This is a genomic window from Sporosarcina sp. USHLN248, from assembly GCF_037144575.1.
Taxonomy (GTDB): Bacteria; Bacillota; Bacilli; order Bacillales_A; family Planococcaceae; genus Sporosarcina; species Sporosarcina contaminans.
In genome coordinates this window covers 37,046-51,365 of sequence record NZ_JBBCZC010000027.1, presented here as the reverse complement: position 1 = coordinate 51,365, position 14,320 = coordinate 37,046, and the positions used below count along the sequence as shown (strand labels likewise).

The following is a 14,320-nucleotide window of genomic DNA, read 5'->3' as shown; positions in this document are numbered from 1 at the left end:
TGCGCCTGGAACGGAAAGCGACGGTTGTCAGGGGTTCCCCATTTATTCTCCAACCAGAAAGGGACTATCACAGAAAATCAGTTTTCACTGACTTTCTGGACAGCCCCTTTATTACTATTATAATAATAATATTATTGCATCTTCTCTTCAATTTCTTTGATCAGTTGCTTTGCGCCTTCTTGGCTTAAGATTAATTTACCATCGATTAGACGCAAATTATCGTCAGACACTTCACCAGTAATCGAGCATGTCATATTTGGCATGTATTTCTTAAGAATAATTTTGTCATCGTCAACGTAAATTTCTAAAGCGTCTTTTTGTTCGATGCCTAACGTTCTACGAAGCTCGATAGGTATAACGACACGACCTAATTCATCAACTTTTCTGACAATACCGGTAGATTTCATGACAAGAATCCTCCTAAATGATTAAATTTTCGTCAAAATTCGACATATTTCTCTTGTCTATTAATCATCATACCAACTCTTCCAATTATCGTCAATAATAGAACTTATACATTATAGTAAATATAATAGATTTTTGGAAAAGACACTCTCTTTTCTTGTTATTCTACGCATAATAATAGGCCGACAAAAGGCGGAATGGTGGATATTTATAAGAAAATACGTATGAATCTTAATTTCATTGTATAGTACTTGATTGATAAATGAAAAAATATTGCTCGCAAAGACATATTTAAGTACATATAGTATTCTCTACTATTATATGTAGGAATCTATTCTGTTAGCATATGAACACATTAGGTTTCACTGATAGCACTTTTGTTGAAATTTAGATAAAATGGATAGCATAGATAAAACACTGGAGGTATTTTCGTGGCTGAACAGCAAAAAACTTTTTATATTACAACTCCTATTTATTATCCAAGCGGAAAATTTCATATCGGCACTGCTTATACAACAGTAGCCTCTGATGCAATGGCTCGTTATAAACGCCTCCGCGGATACGATGTCCGTTTTCTTACGGGGATGGACGAGCATGGTCAAAAGATACAGGAAAAGGCAGAAGAAGCTAATCTTCCTCCACAGGAATATGTAGATCAAATTGCAGAAACTGCGAAAAAACTTTGGGCTTTAATGGATATTTCATACGATGACCTCATTCGAACGACTGAAGAGCGCCATAAAAAAGCTGTTGAGAAAATTTTTAAAAAGTTTTTGGACAATGGCGACATCTATAAAGGCGAGTATGAAGGATGGAAATGTGTTCCTTGTGAGTCCTACTTCACTGAAGCGCAGCTCGTCGATGGAAATTGCCCTGACTGCAATCGGCCGGTAGACCGCGTGAAGGAAGAATCGTATTTCTTCAATATGAAGAAGTATGCGGATCGACTACTTCAATTTTATGAAGAAAATCCGACGTTCATCGAACCTGAATCGCGTAAAAATGAAATGATCAATAACTTCATTAAACCGGGGCTTGAAGACTTATCTGTCTCCCGAATGTCTTTTGACTGGGGTATTAAAGTGCCTGGCGATCCAAAACATGTCATTTATGTTTGGGTAGACGCACTGACGAACTACATTACAGCTTTAGGGTATGGTTCCGATGATGATTCCCTATTCCAAAAATATTGGCCTGCTGATGTTCATGTTGTTGGGAAAGATATTGTTCGTTTCCATACTATCTATTGGCCAATTTTCTTGATGGCACTTGATTTGCCGTTGCCGAAAAAGGTTTTTGCTCATGGATTTATCATGATGAAGGATGGAAAAATGTCTAAATCGAAAGGAAACGTTGTCTATCCTGAAATGTTAGTTGAAAGATACGGATTGGATGCAACACGTTACTTCCTATTAAGAGAGCTTCCATTTGGGCAAGACGGCACTTTTTCCCCAGAGTCGTTCGTAGAGAGAACGAATTACGATTTGGCAAATGACCTCGGAAACTTATTGAACCGTACCATTTCAATGATCAATAAATATTTTGATGGTATTATTCCAACAGAAGGATTGGAACCAACAGAATTCGACGAATCATTAAGGAGTTTTACAAGAGAGACAATTTCCAAATATGAAGCTTCAATGGAGAAAATGCAATTCAGCGTTGTGTTGTCTGAACTTTGGGCACTAATATCGCGTACGAATAAATATATTGATGAAACAACGCCTTGGGTACTTGCTAAGGACGAGACAGACAAAGGAAAATTGGGGGCGGTAATGGCAAATTTGTCTGCTTCCCTGCGACAAATTGCCGTATTGCTTCAACCTTTTATGACGAATGCTCCGAAGCAAATCATTGATCAACTGGGTCTCAATGATGATTTACTATTATGGGAAACATTGGGAGACTTTAATGCCGTTCCAACAGGTACGAAAGTAGTAGAAAAAGGAGTTCCTATTTTTCCGCGTTTAGATCCAGAAATTGAAATTATTTACATTAGAGATCAAATGGCAATTACTGCTCCACAAGAAAAAGAACAGGAAAAAGTTGAAGAGGAAATTGATGAAATTTCTATAGATGATTTCATGAATGTTGATTTACGAGTAGCTACAGTAACAGCTTGTGAAAAGATGCCGAAAGCGGACAAATTGTTAAAGTTACAGCTTGATTTAGGATACGAACAGCGTCAAGTCGTATCTGGCATCGCGGAGCACTATGATCCAGCTGCTTTAATCGGTCAAAAAGTAATTGTCGTAGCCAACCTAAAACCAGTGAAATTGCGAGGAGAGCTTTCCCAAGGTATGATTTTAGCAGGACAAGCGGATGGTGTATTGAAATTAGCGACAGTCGATCCAAGTTTGGCAAATGGTGCGAAAGTGAAATAATTCCTTTCAAAGGATATAAAAAGACGGCGGAACTTTACGCCGTCTTTGTTTTTTAATCATTTTGTTATATGTTTGTAACGAAAGAAATAAGCGGTTCAAATAAAATGAAGCTATTGTGAGGCGAAAATAATGTTTATTGATACACATGTGCATTTAAATGCAGACCAATATGAAGAAGATGTGAAAGAAGTTATCCAAAGAGCTTTGGATGCGAAGGTTGAAAAGATGGTCGTAGTCGGGTTTGATCGCAAGACGATTGAAAAGGCTATGGAACTGACTGAACAATACCCATTCATATACGCAGTGATTGGCTGGCATCCAGTCGATGCGATCGATTGCACGGAAGAGGATTTAAAGTGGATCGAGTCGCTTGCTTCTCATCCCAAAGTGGTCGGTATCGGTGAAACAGGATTGGATTATTATTGGGACAAGTCTCCAAAGGATATCCAACAAGAGCTATTTAGAAAACAAATAAAGTTGGCACAAAAATTGGATCTTCCAATTATTATTCATAATCGTGATGCGACCGCTGATGTTGTCCGTATTTTGCAAGAGGAGCATGCTGAAAAAACGGGTGGCATTATGCACTGCTTCGGTGGCAGTGTAGAAACAGCAAAAATTTGTATCGGAATGAATTTCATGATTTCGCTCGGGGGACCTGTCACTTTTAAAAATGCAAAAATGCCAAAGCAGGTGGCAGAGGAAATTTCATTAGACCATTTATTAATTGAAACAGATGCCCCATATCTTGCACCGCACCCGTATCGCGGCAAACGAAACGAGCCATCATTAGTGCCATTGGTAGCAGAAGAAATTGCTCGCTTAAAAGGGTTATCGGTAAATGAAATTGCTAAAAAGACGACAGAAAATGCACTGAAAATATTCCGCATAAATGAATAAAGAACGACATCGTCAGTTGAGGCAATTAACAATGTTTTCTTTAAAAATAACTAGTAAGCTTGCGGTCAATTTTTGAAATATATTCGTCTGGTGGAAAAGTTTTGCCCTTCGGATTTTTTGAAAGAACAATAATGCCTGGAAAGGCTATCGTCTGGGCGACCTTGCATCTATTGAAGCCCGAACATATTTACGTATAGCGTAATAGATTAGTTGACACATCGAAAAGGAACCTATATAATCAGCCGAGTGATAAAGGAGGAGTTTTTTTCATGTCAAATCGACCCATGGAAAATCTGTTCTTTACGTCATTGAGGAGTAAACAAATTGCTGTGATGGCAGTTGTATTCACACTTTTTGTTTCAATTATTTCATTAGTCCTTTTCGAGGGATCTAAAAAGTCGGTCACGCTAAACGTGAACGGTGAGCAAATAGACATTAAAACAAATGCACATACAGTTGGGCAACTTCTTTCCAATGAGGAAATTGAAGTTGCTGAACATGATAAAGTAACACCCTCAGTGAATACGCCGATCGAGGAAGGTTTATCGATTAGCTGGGAACAGGCAAAGTTAGTTGAGATTCAAACAGATGCAGAAAAAGAAACGTTGTGGACGACGGAAAAGAAAGTCCGAGATATTTTGGAACTGGCAAATGTCAAGCTTCAAAAACACGATGAAGTATTTCCTAATTTAGATGCGAAAATTGGGAAAGACAATCGCATAACAATCCAAAAAGCGTTTCAAGTTACACTTGTAGATGGCGGGAAGGAAAAACAGGTCTGGTCAACTTCGACTACGGTCGCTGACTTTTTAAAGAGAGAGAACATCCAAATGGATGAACACGACCGCTTGAATCGGAAAGCGGATGGAATGGTCAAACCAGGCTCCGTTGTTGAGGTCGTGCGGGTGGAAAAGGTCACCGATGTAGTGGAAGAACCAACGAATTTCGCAGTTGTGACACAAAAAGATGCCCAATTGCTCAAAGGCCGAGAAAAAGTGGTCCAAGAAGGCAAGAAAGGTACTGTAGAGCGGAAGTTCGAAATCGTTAAAGAAAACGGAAAAGAAGTCTCCCGGACTTTATTAAGTGAAAATGTCATCGAAGAACCTCAAAAGAAAATTGTCTCAGTAGGTACGCGTGTTATGATGGCAAGCGCCTCGACAAATGGCAATTCAACTGTGTCACGTAACAACTCGTCTTCCGGCGGCAAGGAGTTCTATGTGACAGCTACGGCATATACTGCTTACTGTAATGGCTGCAGTGGAAAAACAGCTACAGGTCTTGACTTGCGTGCAAACCCTAATTTGAAAGTAATTGCGGTTGACCCTAATGTTATCCCTTTGGGCTCTAAAGTTTGGGTAGAAGGCTATGGCTATGCAGTTGCAGGCGATACAGGCGGAGCAATTAAAGGAAAACGCATCGACCTGCATGTGCCTACGAAGTCTGACGCTTACAAATTTGGACGCCGGCAAGTTAAAGTAAAAGTTATGAATTAAAATCATCTACATGCATTTGGAATTGAACATATATCCGCAGGACAGCTATTGTCCTGCGGAGTTTTTTTGTCGCTGTAACTAAATAGCTTAAAGAACAGAGGGAAGTATAAGCATGAGGGTGCAAATGCAGAGTGACTGCATAAGGCATTGTTACGTGTGGATCGGCGTTCTACAATCTCTGTGCATTGAAGAATTGTACTTCTGCTTGTGGACATCGTAAAATTAAAAGATAGTGAAATGGTGAAAAGAGGATGCATGTGAAAATCAAAGAGATTATCGTTGTGGAAGGAAAGTCGGATACGGTAGCCATTCGGCGTGCGACTGGGGCGGATACGATCGAAACGAACGGTTCAGCTATTAATGAAAAAACATTAAGGCAAATTCAACTGGCGTATGAAACTCGAGGCGTTATCGTATTTACAGATCCCGATTATCCGGGGAGAAGAATTCGGGCTATTATTGAAGAAAAAATTCCAGGCGTAAAACACGCTTTTTTGAATAAATCCAAAACGATTGCAAAAAATGGGCAGAGCCTTGGCATTGAGCATGCTTCAGATGAAGATATTCGTAAAGCTTTGGAATTAGTCTATACTACAGCTTCTGAACAGGTGGAAGAAATTCCACTAGCTCTTTTATTGAAAGAAAGGCTGATCGGCCATCCTGAAGCGAAAAGAAGACGTGAACGGATTGGCGAGCTGCTGCATATCGGGCATGTGAATGGCAAAGGATTGAAGAAGAGGCTGGAGATGTTCCGGATCGGGCAACAGCAATTAAAGGAGGCCCTATCAGTGTTAGAGGAGGAAGAAGCGAATGAATAAGGATATTGCGACACCTATACGGACGAAAGAAATATTGGAGAAGCATGGATTTTCATTCAAAAAAAGCTTGGGGCAAAATTTCTTGATTGATCCAAATATTTTGCGGAACATCGTAGGCCATGCAGAGTTGACTGAGCGAACAGGGGTCATTGAAATCGGCCCGGGGATCGGTGCTTTGACGGAACATATTGCAAGAGCAGCGGGAAAGGTTGTTGCCTTTGAAATCGACGGCCGATTGCTTCCTGTGCTAAAGGATACGCTCTCTCCTTATCATAACGTGGAAGTAATTAATCAAGACATTTTAGAGGCTGATGTGCAAAAGATCATCGATGAAAAGTTGTCAGACTATGATGACATAGTAGTCGTTGCAAATCTTCCTTACTATATTACAACGCCAATCATTATGAAATTCTTATTGGAACGAATACCATTGCGCGGTATGGTGATTATGATGCAAAAAGAGGTTGCAGATCGTATTACGGCTGAGCCAGGCACGAAATCTTATGGGTCGTTGTCCATTGCTATTCAGTATTATATGGATGCTGAAGTTGCAATGATTGTGCCTAAAACGGTATTCATGCCACAACCGAATGTTGAATCTGCTGTTTTGAAATTGACGAAGAAGGCAGAACCGCCCGTTGATGTCATCGATGAAGAATTTCTTTTTGAAGTCGCAAGAGGATCTTTTGTTCAGCGTAGAAAAACTTTGTTGAACAATTTGCAGACTTCGTTGCCAGACGGAAAAGCGAAAAAAGAAGATATTTTATTAGCTTTGAATGAAACCGGGATTGAAGCGGCTAGAAGAGGAGAAACTTTGACGATCGAAGAGTTTGGGAAATTATCGAATGCTCTCTACAGGGATTTCCATTTTTCGCACAAATCTTAACAAAATTGTGGCGATGCAGGAAGAGAATGGTCAATAATTGTAAAAAAACAATTGACAAAAGGATTGTGTTACTGTTAAAATTTCTATTTTAATTGACAGAACTTTTTAAAAGTGTTATACTTATTTCCAGTGAGGTGTAAGCGACATGCCGAAAACATTAGCGGACATTAAGAAGTCATTGGATGCTCACTTAGGGAAACGTTTGCACTTGAGAGCAAACGGCGGCCGTAAGAAAACAATCGAACGGGCCGGTGTCCTACGTGAGACGTATCGGGCAGTTTTTGTTGTAGAACTGGACCAGGACGAAAATGCTTTTGAAAGGGTATCTTACAGCTACGCAGATATTTTGACTGAAGCAGTCGAAATAACAGTTCTGGATGATGGCGATGCGACAGCATTTGTCATCAAATAAGTATAGCATTTCTATTTCAATTTATTTTTTTAAAAATACTTATGCATTCATTTGCATAGGTGTTTTTTTATTCTATATGTCCATACTAGTTTTGTCAGTCGAAAAGGAGGTAAACCGAATGGCGAGAAGACGTGGTATTATGTCTGAGCACTTGAAAGAGGAAATTGCGAAAGAGCTTGGCTTTTACGATGTTGTTCAGCGAGAAGGTTGGGGAGGCATCAAGTCCCGAGACGCCGGTAATATGGTTAAGCATGCCATCAAAATGGCAGAGCGTGGAATGGCGGAAAGAAATAACAACGGATAGATTCACCTTTCATCTCACGAACGGCTGACAAAAAGGCTGTCCGGAAAGTTTCCAAGCGGAGCTTTCTTGGACAGCTTTTTCTATACAGCATCGTTTAATGTAGAAGTTTGACTTTGGATCATTGCATTGATGTTTGGAGCGACCGATGTACGTAATTCTGTGTAACGGGTACCAAGTTTCTCTCTATAACGGAGTCGATTTGACCAGCCAATAATCGTTTCGAATCAAGTCAGTTCCATTTCCGTCCAAGAACGAATTTATCGGGTACAATTTGAACGGCCTATGGTAAAATAGGGGAACATGACAAGCTGGAATGGAGGAAGCTGGATGTTGTATGAAAAAGCACCGGCAAAAATTAATCTGACGCTCGATGTTTTACATAAACGTCCGGATGGTTTTCATGAAGTCGAGATGATCATGACGACAGTCGATTTGGCGGATCGTGTTTGGCTGCGTCAAACGGACGATGGCCGAATAACAATCAAAGTTTCTGAACGGTTTGTGCCGAATGATCGGAAAAACTTGGCATACCAAGCCGCGGAAATTTTGAAAAAACGATACGGCGTTGTAAAGGGTGTTGAAATTACGCTTGATAAAAAGATTCCTGTCGCCGCAGGCCTTGCTGGGGGCAGTTCTGATGCAGCGGCAGTTTTGAGAGGATTGAATCGTCTCTGGAATCTTGGCATAAGTGCGGATGAATTGGCTCAGATCGGCTCTACTATTGGTTCGGACGTTTCTTTTTGTGTTCACGGTGGAACGGCGCTTGCTACAGGTAGGGGAGAGAAAATTGAGCATTTAAAAGCACCGCCAAATTGTTGGGTCATTTTAGCCAAACCTTCCATCTCTGTTTCTACTGCAGATATTTATCGCAACCTTGATTTGAATTCAATTGCCCATCCGGACACTTCAGCGATGATATCAGCTCTAAAATCAGGTGACTATGACAAGATGTGCAGTTCTGTAGGGAATGTTTTAGAGTCGGTAACGATGAGGTTATATCCTCAAGTTGTTGATTTAAAGGAGAAGATGGAAAAATTCGGAGCAGATGCTGTTTTAATGAGTGGCAGCGGTCCTACGGTGTTTGGATTTGTTAAAAACGAGTATCGAGTATCCCGTATTTATAACGGCTTGAAAGGCTTTTGTTCAGATGTGCATGCTGTTCGCATGTTAGGTGAACGGCTCAACCTTGATTAAACACGTACAATTATGTTAATGTTCAATTAAAACATTCGGATTAATACATATTGCGGCTTCCGCCCATATATGGTTAGCGGGATGAGTGACACATCGTTCTCTATTCGGCTAATGTTCAATAAACAATTGGACAAAGATAAAGCCTTCGGCGGATGTTGTGGATTTTGGGGTTTAAAAAGCCCAGAGGCAGTTTATCCTCGAGAGATAGCGTCAAAAGAAGATTGAGAGCGAGCCCAAAAATTCCGGGCGCAGAGGCGTGATTGATAGGAGTTGTTTTTTATGAAATGGAAACGGAGCGAACGACTTGTCGATATGACACGTCATTTATTAGAAAATCCGCATTCGTTAATTCCGCTTACGTTTTTTTCACAACGTTACCAAGCTGCCAAATCGTCAATCAGTGAAGATTTGGTCATCGTTAAAGAAACGTTTGAAGAGAATGGAACTGGAAAGTTAATTACTGTTTCTGGAGCTGCCGGAGGTGTCAAATATATCCCGACAGTAACGGAAACGGAAGTAAGGGAAGTAATGGCACTAACGAAAGGGATATTGAGTCATACTGATCGATTGTTGCCTGGCGGTTACTTATATATGACAGACTTCTTAGGCGATCCTAAAATGATGGATCGCATTGGGAAAGTGTTTGCTTCCGCTTTTGCAGAAACGGAAGTGGATGTCATAATGACTGTAGCGACTAAAGGAATCCCTATTGCTAACGCCATTGCAAGGCATTTGAATGTGCCGGTCGTCATAGTTCGTCGAGATAGTAAGGTGACGGAAGGATCGACCGTCAGCATTAATTATGTATCAGGGTCGACACGTCGAATTCAAACAATGGTATTATCAAAAAGAAGCATGAAAAGCGGTCAACGAGTAATGATTACGGATGATTTCATGAAAGCGGGCGGCACGATGATCGGTATGAAAAATCTATTGGAAGAGTTTGATTGTGAACTTGCTGGCACTGCCGTCCTTGTCGAGGCAGAGCATACGGAAGAAGTTTTAGTAGATGATTATATATCGCTCATTAAATTGCACGCTGTAAACGAGAAAGACCGTACAATTGAGTTGGAAGAAGGAAATTATTTTGAGAAAGGTGGAATCGTGTTATGAAATATGTAGCTACTGAAAAAGCGCCTCAAGCAATCGGGCCTTATGCACAAGCTGTCATTTCCAACGGATTTGTCTACACTTCAGGACAGCTTCCAATGACGCCGGATGGTTTGCTCGTTGAGGGAACAGTTGAAGAGCAGACAAACCAAGTATTTGAAAACTTGAAAGCTGTATTAGCAGAGGCGGGCACATCACTTGATAAAGTCGTTAAAGCAACGGTATTCATTAAAGACATGGATCAGTTCGCGGCGCTTAATGATGTGTATGCACAGCACTTTGGCTCCCACACTCCTGCCAGATCTACAGTGGAAGTAGCGAGATTGCCAAAAGATGCGCCGGTTGAAATTGAAGTCATCGCAAAAATTGATTAATAAAAAACTGTTCCGCTACTGTGGAACAGTTTTTTTGCGATTCATATAGTTCCTTCCTCACTTTTATTGATTTTCTTCTATAGTCCTATTTATTAAGAATTTGCAATAATGAAAATCGGATAAAAAAACTTTGGAAAAAACAAAGGATATTAAATACTTTTGTAGAATATAGATGGTGTGCCTGTAAATATAAAGGGAGTGGTAAAGAGAATGGAAGTTACAGATGTCAGGCTTCGAAAGGTAGAAACAGACGGAAGAATGAGAGCGATTGCATCGATCACGTTGGATGGGGAATTCGTCGTGCATGATATCCGTGTCATTGAGGGGAATGAAGGATTATTTGTAGCGATGCCAAGCAAACGGACACCTGAAGGAGAATTCAGGGACGTTGCCCACCCGATTAACTCGAATGCGAGAACAAAAATTCAAGAAGCAATCCTAACTGCTTATCACCAGGTAGAAGAGGAAGGAGTTCTTGAAGAGGCGGGAGCTTAACAACATACTTCAATGGTCTGGTAAACTTGATCAATCGATTGGGGTCGAGTTTGTAAATTCCGGATATGAATGTGCATAATTGCATTCTATTAACTTCCTGCGCTGATTGTAAGCTGCCCGAATAAGGAGCAGCTTTTTTGTTTTTACAGGCGATGAGCAAATCGTATAAACAGATTAGGAAAATGAAACGAATAATAGTAAAATAAAACATAATCCTTGTCAAGTGGGGATAGTTGAAAAAAATATACTTTTCAGCTATAGTCAATAATGAAATTATGGATGGGGGCCAGCACATGACGAATACATATGCAATCGTCCTTGCTGCAGGACAAGGAACAAGAATGAAGTCCGATTTATATAAAGTTTTACATCCTGTTTGCGGAAAGCCGATGGTCGAACATGTTGTCGATCATGTAATTGGCATCGGTGCAGATAAAATCGTTACCATTATTGGCCACGGTGCTGAAATGGTAGAAGGGACGCTTGGCGATAAAAGCGAATATGCCCTTCAAGCGGAGCAATTAGGCACTGCACATGCTGTTCAGCAAGCGGAAAGCAAATTAGGCGACTTGGAAGGCGTTACGCTCGTAGTATGCGGAGACACTCCGCTTATTAAATCCGAAACAATGCAATCGTTGTTGGATCACCATACAAAAACGAATGCAAAAGCGACGATTTTGACTGCAAATGCAGATGATCCTACAGGCTATGGACGTATTATCCGTGACGAAAATGGCAATGTTTTGCGCAATGTCGAACATAAAGACGCAACAGCAGAAGAACGCAAGGTGACTGAGATCAATACTGGCACGTACTGTTTCGATAACCGCGCACTTTTTGAAGCTTTGAAAAAAGTGAAAAATGACAATGCGCAAGGTGAGTATTACTTGCCTGATGTGATCAGTATCTTGAAGGATGAAAATGCGCTTATAGCTGCGTATGTCACAGACGACTTTAGTGAAACGATTGGCATCAATGATCGTGTCATCCTATCGGAAGCTGAAGCAGTATTACGCCGCCGTATTGCAGAAAATCATATGCGAAACGGTGTCACAATTATCGATCCGAGCAATACGTATATCGGTGTTGATGTCAAAATCGGCCGTGATACAGTGCTTCAACCGGGTACAATGATAGAGGGTCAATCTATAATTGGTGAAAAATGCGTAATTGGTCCAAACAGCCATATCGTCAATAGTGAAATCGGCAATGAAACAACCATTCATTCGTCAGTCATACGAGACAGCACGATTGGGTCAAGTACGACAATAGGGCCGTTCGCACATATCCGTCCGGATTCCAATCTCAGCGACAATGTCAAAATAGGCAATTTTGTTGAAGTGAAGAAATCAAAGTTAGGTGAAGGCAGTAAAGTTTCTCATCTTAGCTATATCGGTGACGCGGATGTCGGTACCCATGTCAATGTCGGCTGTGGCACGATAACAGTGAATTATGATGGAAAAAACAAGCATAAAACAACAATTGAAGATGACGCATTCGTAGGCTGCAATTCCAACTTAATCGCTCCAGTAACTATTGGAAAAGGGGCGTATGTTGCTGCAGGCTCGACCGTCACAAAAAATGTACCTAATCATTCACTTGCAATTGGTCGTGCACGGCAGGAGAATAAAGAAGGTTACGTAACAAAATTAAATCTAAAATAAACAGGGGGACCATGATGGCTAATCATTATCCTAACGATAAACTGAAGATATTCTCTTTAAATTCAAATGAATCACTTGCGAAGGAAGTCGCTGATGAAATCGGGCGCCCGCTTGGCAAGTGCTCCGTCAAACGATTCAGTGACGGTGAAATTCAAATCAATATCGAAGAAAGTATCCGAGGCTGCGATGTCTTTGTCATCCAGTCCACGTCTAACCCTGTCAATGACAATTTGATGGAACTCCTGATTATGATCGATGCATTGATGCGTGCTTCTGCACGTACGATCAACGTCGTCATGCCTTATTATGGTTATGCGCGCCAAGACCGGAAAGCACGTTCACGCGAACCGATCACGGCTAAGCTTGTCGCGAACCTTCTTGAAAAAGCTGGTGCAACTCGAGTGATTGCTGTTGACTTGCATGCACCGCAAATTCAAGGTTTCTTTGATATTCCGATCGATCACTTAGTTGCAGAACCGATCTTGACGGAATATTTCAAAGGAAAAGGCTTGGAAGGGGACGATTTAGTCATTGTTTCTCCTGACCACGGCGGGGTAACACGCGCCCGTAAAATGGCCGACCGCATGAAAGCACCAATTGCAATTATTGATAAGCGTCGTCCGCGACCGAATGTAGCGGAAGTGATGAATATTGTCGGTAATGTGGAAGGCAAAACAGCTATTTTAATCGATGACATCATCGATACTGCTGGCACAATTACAATCGCAGCGAACGCGATTATCGAAAATGGTGCCAAGGAAGTGTATGCTTGTTGTACACACCCTGTACTTTCCGGCCCTGCTATCGAGCGAATCGACAATTCAAAGATCAAGGAATTGATCATTACGAATTCGATCGAATTGCCGGAAAGCAAAAAATCACCAAAAATCAAACAGCTGTCAATCGCGAAGCTTTTAGGCGAGGCGGTCATTCGAGTATTCGAGAAAAAATCCGTCAGCACATTGTTTGAGTAATCTACCAACCTTAGTTTAATGTCGTCTGATTTTGGGTATTTCAATAGTTAGAATAACTTTTTTCTGGAAAGGTGACTAAACGTATGAGTACAGCAATTCAGTCGAAATCAAGAGAAGTTAAAACACGATCTGCATTAAACGCATTAAGAAAAGATGGTTATATTCCATCCGTTGTATATGGTTATCAAACGGAGTCTACACCAATTGCCATACAGGAAAGAGACCTGATCAGCACATTGCGTGAAGTAGGACGCAACGGCGTCATAAAGCTAAACGTCGATGGCAAAGTATTAAATGTCGTTTTGGGCGACTACCAAGAAGATGCCCTTAAAGGCGACATCCGCCACGCGGATTTTTTAGCAATCAATATGACAGAAGAGCTTGAAGTCGAAGTGACGGTACACTTAACAGGTGAATCGATCGGTGAAAAGGAAGGCGGAATTGTCCAGCAGCCTAATCGCGAGGTGACAATCAAAGTAAAACCTTCAGATATACCGGAAAACATTGAAGTTGATGTATCTAATTTGCAAATTGGAGAAACGATTTCAGTCGGAGATATTCGCCAAAAAAGTAAGTTTGAAATTCTAAACGATGATGATTTTGCTCTCGTTTCCATTTCTGCTCCTCGAACAGAGGAAGAGTTGGATGAAGCGGATGCAACAGATGGAGAGCCAGAAGTCATCGGAGAAAAAGAAGAAGCATAAGCAGGATAACAGAATAAATAGGAGCGCACGATTTGCCGTGCGCCCCTTTTTGCTTTGTAACTTGATTGTGCAATTGCACTACGTCAGGTGTAGAAATCACGCGACTGTGATAACTGTCTAAAAGCATTTCAAATAGTGAGAGACGATACACCATGCCGATTCAAGTTAAACCTTTGGCAAAAGACTTTTGATTATGAAAGGAA

15 protein-coding genes are annotated in these 14,320 nt (G+C 41.0%); 14 read left to right on the top strand and 1 reads right to left on the bottom strand.

The genetic code is table 11. The annotated features are described in order from the left end of the window. Window positions 1-131: 131 nt before the first annotated feature. A complete protein-coding gene (gene abrB / locus WFH04_RS12075) occupies window positions 132-407 on the bottom strand; it encodes a transition state genes transcriptional regulator AbrB (RefSeq protein WP_336824309.1) in 276 nt (91 codons plus the stop codon). Between the two features lie 429 nt (window positions 408-836). Here abrB and metG point away from each other — a divergent pair, with 429 nt between their 5' ends. The 14 genes from metG (at window position 837) to WFH04_RS12005 (ending at window position 14,117) form a co-directional block, all read left to right on the top strand. Then, window positions 837-2,789 carry a methionine--tRNA ligase gene (gene metG, locus WFH04_RS12070; protein WP_336824308.1) on the top strand — a complete coding sequence of 651 codons (1,953 nt, stop codon included), beginning with the start codon at window positions 837-839 and terminating at the stop codon, window positions 2,787-2,789. A gap of 129 nt (window positions 2,790-2,918) precedes the next feature. Continuing rightward, a complete protein-coding gene (locus tag WFH04_RS12065) occupies window positions 2,919-3,689 on the top strand; it encodes a TatD family hydrolase (protein WP_336824307.1) in 771 nt (256 codons plus the stop codon). Window positions 3,690-3,958: 269 nt separating this feature from the next. Further along, the gene (locus WFH04_RS12060; RefSeq protein ID WP_336824306.1) at window positions 3,959-5,182 is read left to right on the top strand and encodes a resuscitation-promoting factor; all 1,224 of its coding nucleotides are present in this window, start codon (window positions 3,959-3,961) and stop codon (window positions 5,180-5,182) included. 257 nt (window positions 5,183-5,439) lie between these two features. Beyond that, window positions 5,440-6,000, top strand: coding sequence for a ribonuclease M5 (gene rnmV, locus WFH04_RS12055; RefSeq protein ID WP_336824305.1), 561 nt, complete (start codon window positions 5,440-5,442; stop codon window positions 5,998-6,000). Then, on the top strand, window positions 5,993-6,886 hold the full coding sequence (rsmA, locus tag WFH04_RS12050) for a 16S rRNA (adenine(1518)-N(6)/adenine(1519)-N(6))-dimethyltransferase RsmA (RefSeq protein WP_336824304.1): 894 nt from the start codon (window positions 5,993-5,995) through the stop codon (window positions 6,884-6,886). Before rnmV ends, rsmA begins: the two co-directional genes overlap by 8 nt. Window positions 6,887-7,031: 145 nt before the next feature. Next, window positions 7,032-7,298, top strand: coding sequence for a biofilm formation stimulator Veg (veg, locus tag WFH04_RS12045; protein WP_336824303.1), 267 nt, complete (start codon window positions 7,032-7,034; stop codon window positions 7,296-7,298). A 118-nt stretch (window positions 7,299-7,416) separates the two neighbouring features. Further along, window positions 7,417-7,602 (top strand): small, acid-soluble spore protein, alpha/beta type, encoded by a 186-nt coding sequence (locus WFH04_RS12040; RefSeq protein WP_336824302.1) that lies wholly within the window; start codon window positions 7,417-7,419, stop codon window positions 7,600-7,602. Between the two features lie 327 nt (window positions 7,603-7,929). Further along, the gene (gene ispE / locus WFH04_RS12035) at window positions 7,930-8,796 is read left to right on the top strand and encodes a 4-(cytidine 5'-diphospho)-2-C-methyl-D-erythritol kinase (protein ID WP_336824301.1); all 867 of its coding nucleotides are present in this window, start codon (window positions 7,930-7,932) and stop codon (window positions 8,794-8,796) included. 279 nt (window positions 8,797-9,075) lie between these two features. After that, window positions 9,076-9,909: a pur operon repressor gene (purR, locus tag WFH04_RS12030; RefSeq protein WP_336824300.1), complete on the top strand. Its 834-nt coding sequence runs from the start codon at window positions 9,076-9,078 to the stop codon at window positions 9,907-9,909. Beyond that, window positions 9,906-10,280: a RidA family protein gene (locus tag WFH04_RS12025; protein ID WP_336824299.1), complete on the top strand. Its 375-nt coding sequence runs from the start codon at window positions 9,906-9,908 to the stop codon at window positions 10,278-10,280. The genes purR and WFH04_RS12025 overlap by 4 nt, the downstream gene beginning before the upstream one ends. A gap of 210 nt (window positions 10,281-10,490) precedes the next feature. Further along, window positions 10,491-10,775: a septation regulator SpoVG gene (gene spoVG, locus WFH04_RS12020; RefSeq protein ID WP_336824298.1), complete on the top strand. Its 285-nt coding sequence runs from the start codon at window positions 10,491-10,493 to the stop codon at window positions 10,773-10,775. A gap of 293 nt (window positions 10,776-11,068) precedes the next feature. Further along, window positions 11,069-12,439 carry a bifunctional UDP-N-acetylglucosamine diphosphorylase/glucosamine-1-phosphate N-acetyltransferase GlmU gene (glmU, locus tag WFH04_RS12015; protein ID WP_336824297.1) on the top strand — a complete coding sequence of 457 codons (1,371 nt, stop codon included), beginning with the start codon at window positions 11,069-11,071 and terminating at the stop codon, window positions 12,437-12,439. Window positions 12,440-12,453: 14 nt separating this feature from the next. After that, the gene (locus tag WFH04_RS12010; protein WP_336824296.1) at window positions 12,454-13,413 is read left to right on the top strand and encodes a ribose-phosphate diphosphokinase; all 960 of its coding nucleotides are present in this window, start codon (window positions 12,454-12,456) and stop codon (window positions 13,411-13,413) included. A gap of 83 nt (window positions 13,414-13,496) precedes the next feature. Continuing rightward, window positions 13,497-14,117: a 50S ribosomal protein L25/general stress protein Ctc gene (locus WFH04_RS12005; RefSeq protein ID WP_336824295.1), complete on the top strand. Its 621-nt coding sequence runs from the start codon at window positions 13,497-13,499 to the stop codon at window positions 14,115-14,117. The last annotated feature ends 203 nt before the right edge of the window (window positions 14,118-14,320 follow it).

Excerpts from the sequence above, each read along its gene's own strand:
- WFH04_RS12010 (WP_336824296.1), top strand. The coding sequence starts at position 12,454 with ATGGCTAATCATTATCCTAACGATAAACTGAAGATATTCTCTTTAAAT.
- purR (WP_336824300.1), top strand. The coding sequence starts at position 9,076 with ATGAAATGGAAACGGAGCGAACGACTTGTCGATATGACACGTCATTTA.
- WFH04_RS12040 (WP_336824302.1), top strand. The coding sequence starts at position 7,417 with ATGGCGAGAAGACGTGGTATTATGTCTGAGCACTTGAAAGAGGAAATT.
- abrB (WP_336824309.1), bottom strand. The coding sequence starts at position 407 with ATGAAATCTACCGGTATTGTCAGAAAAGTTGATGAATTAGGTCGTGTC.
- WFH04_RS12065 (WP_336824307.1), top strand. The coding sequence starts at position 2,919 with ATGTTTATTGATACACATGTGCATTTAAATGCAGACCAATATGAAGAA.
- veg (WP_336824303.1), top strand. The coding sequence starts at position 7,032 with ATGCCGAAAACATTAGCGGACATTAAGAAGTCATTGGATGCTCACTTA.
- WFH04_RS12025 (WP_336824299.1), top strand. The coding sequence starts at position 9,906 with ATGAAATATGTAGCTACTGAAAAAGCGCCTCAAGCAATCGGGCCTTAT.
- WFH04_RS12060 (WP_336824306.1), top strand. The coding sequence starts at position 3,959 with ATGTCAAATCGACCCATGGAAAATCTGTTCTTTACGTCATTGAGGAGT.
- rsmA (WP_336824304.1), top strand. The coding sequence starts at position 5,993 with ATGAATAAGGATATTGCGACACCTATACGGACGAAAGAAATATTGGAG.
- ispE (WP_336824301.1), top strand. The coding sequence starts at position 7,930 with ATGTTGTATGAAAAAGCACCGGCAAAAATTAATCTGACGCTCGATGTT.
- spoVG (WP_336824298.1), top strand. The coding sequence starts at position 10,491 with ATGGAAGTTACAGATGTCAGGCTTCGAAAGGTAGAAACAGACGGAAGA.
- WFH04_RS12005 (WP_336824295.1), top strand. The coding sequence starts at position 13,497 with ATGAGTACAGCAATTCAGTCGAAATCAAGAGAAGTTAAAACACGATCT.
- glmU (WP_336824297.1), top strand. The coding sequence starts at position 11,069 with ATGACGAATACATATGCAATCGTCCTTGCTGCAGGACAAGGAACAAGA.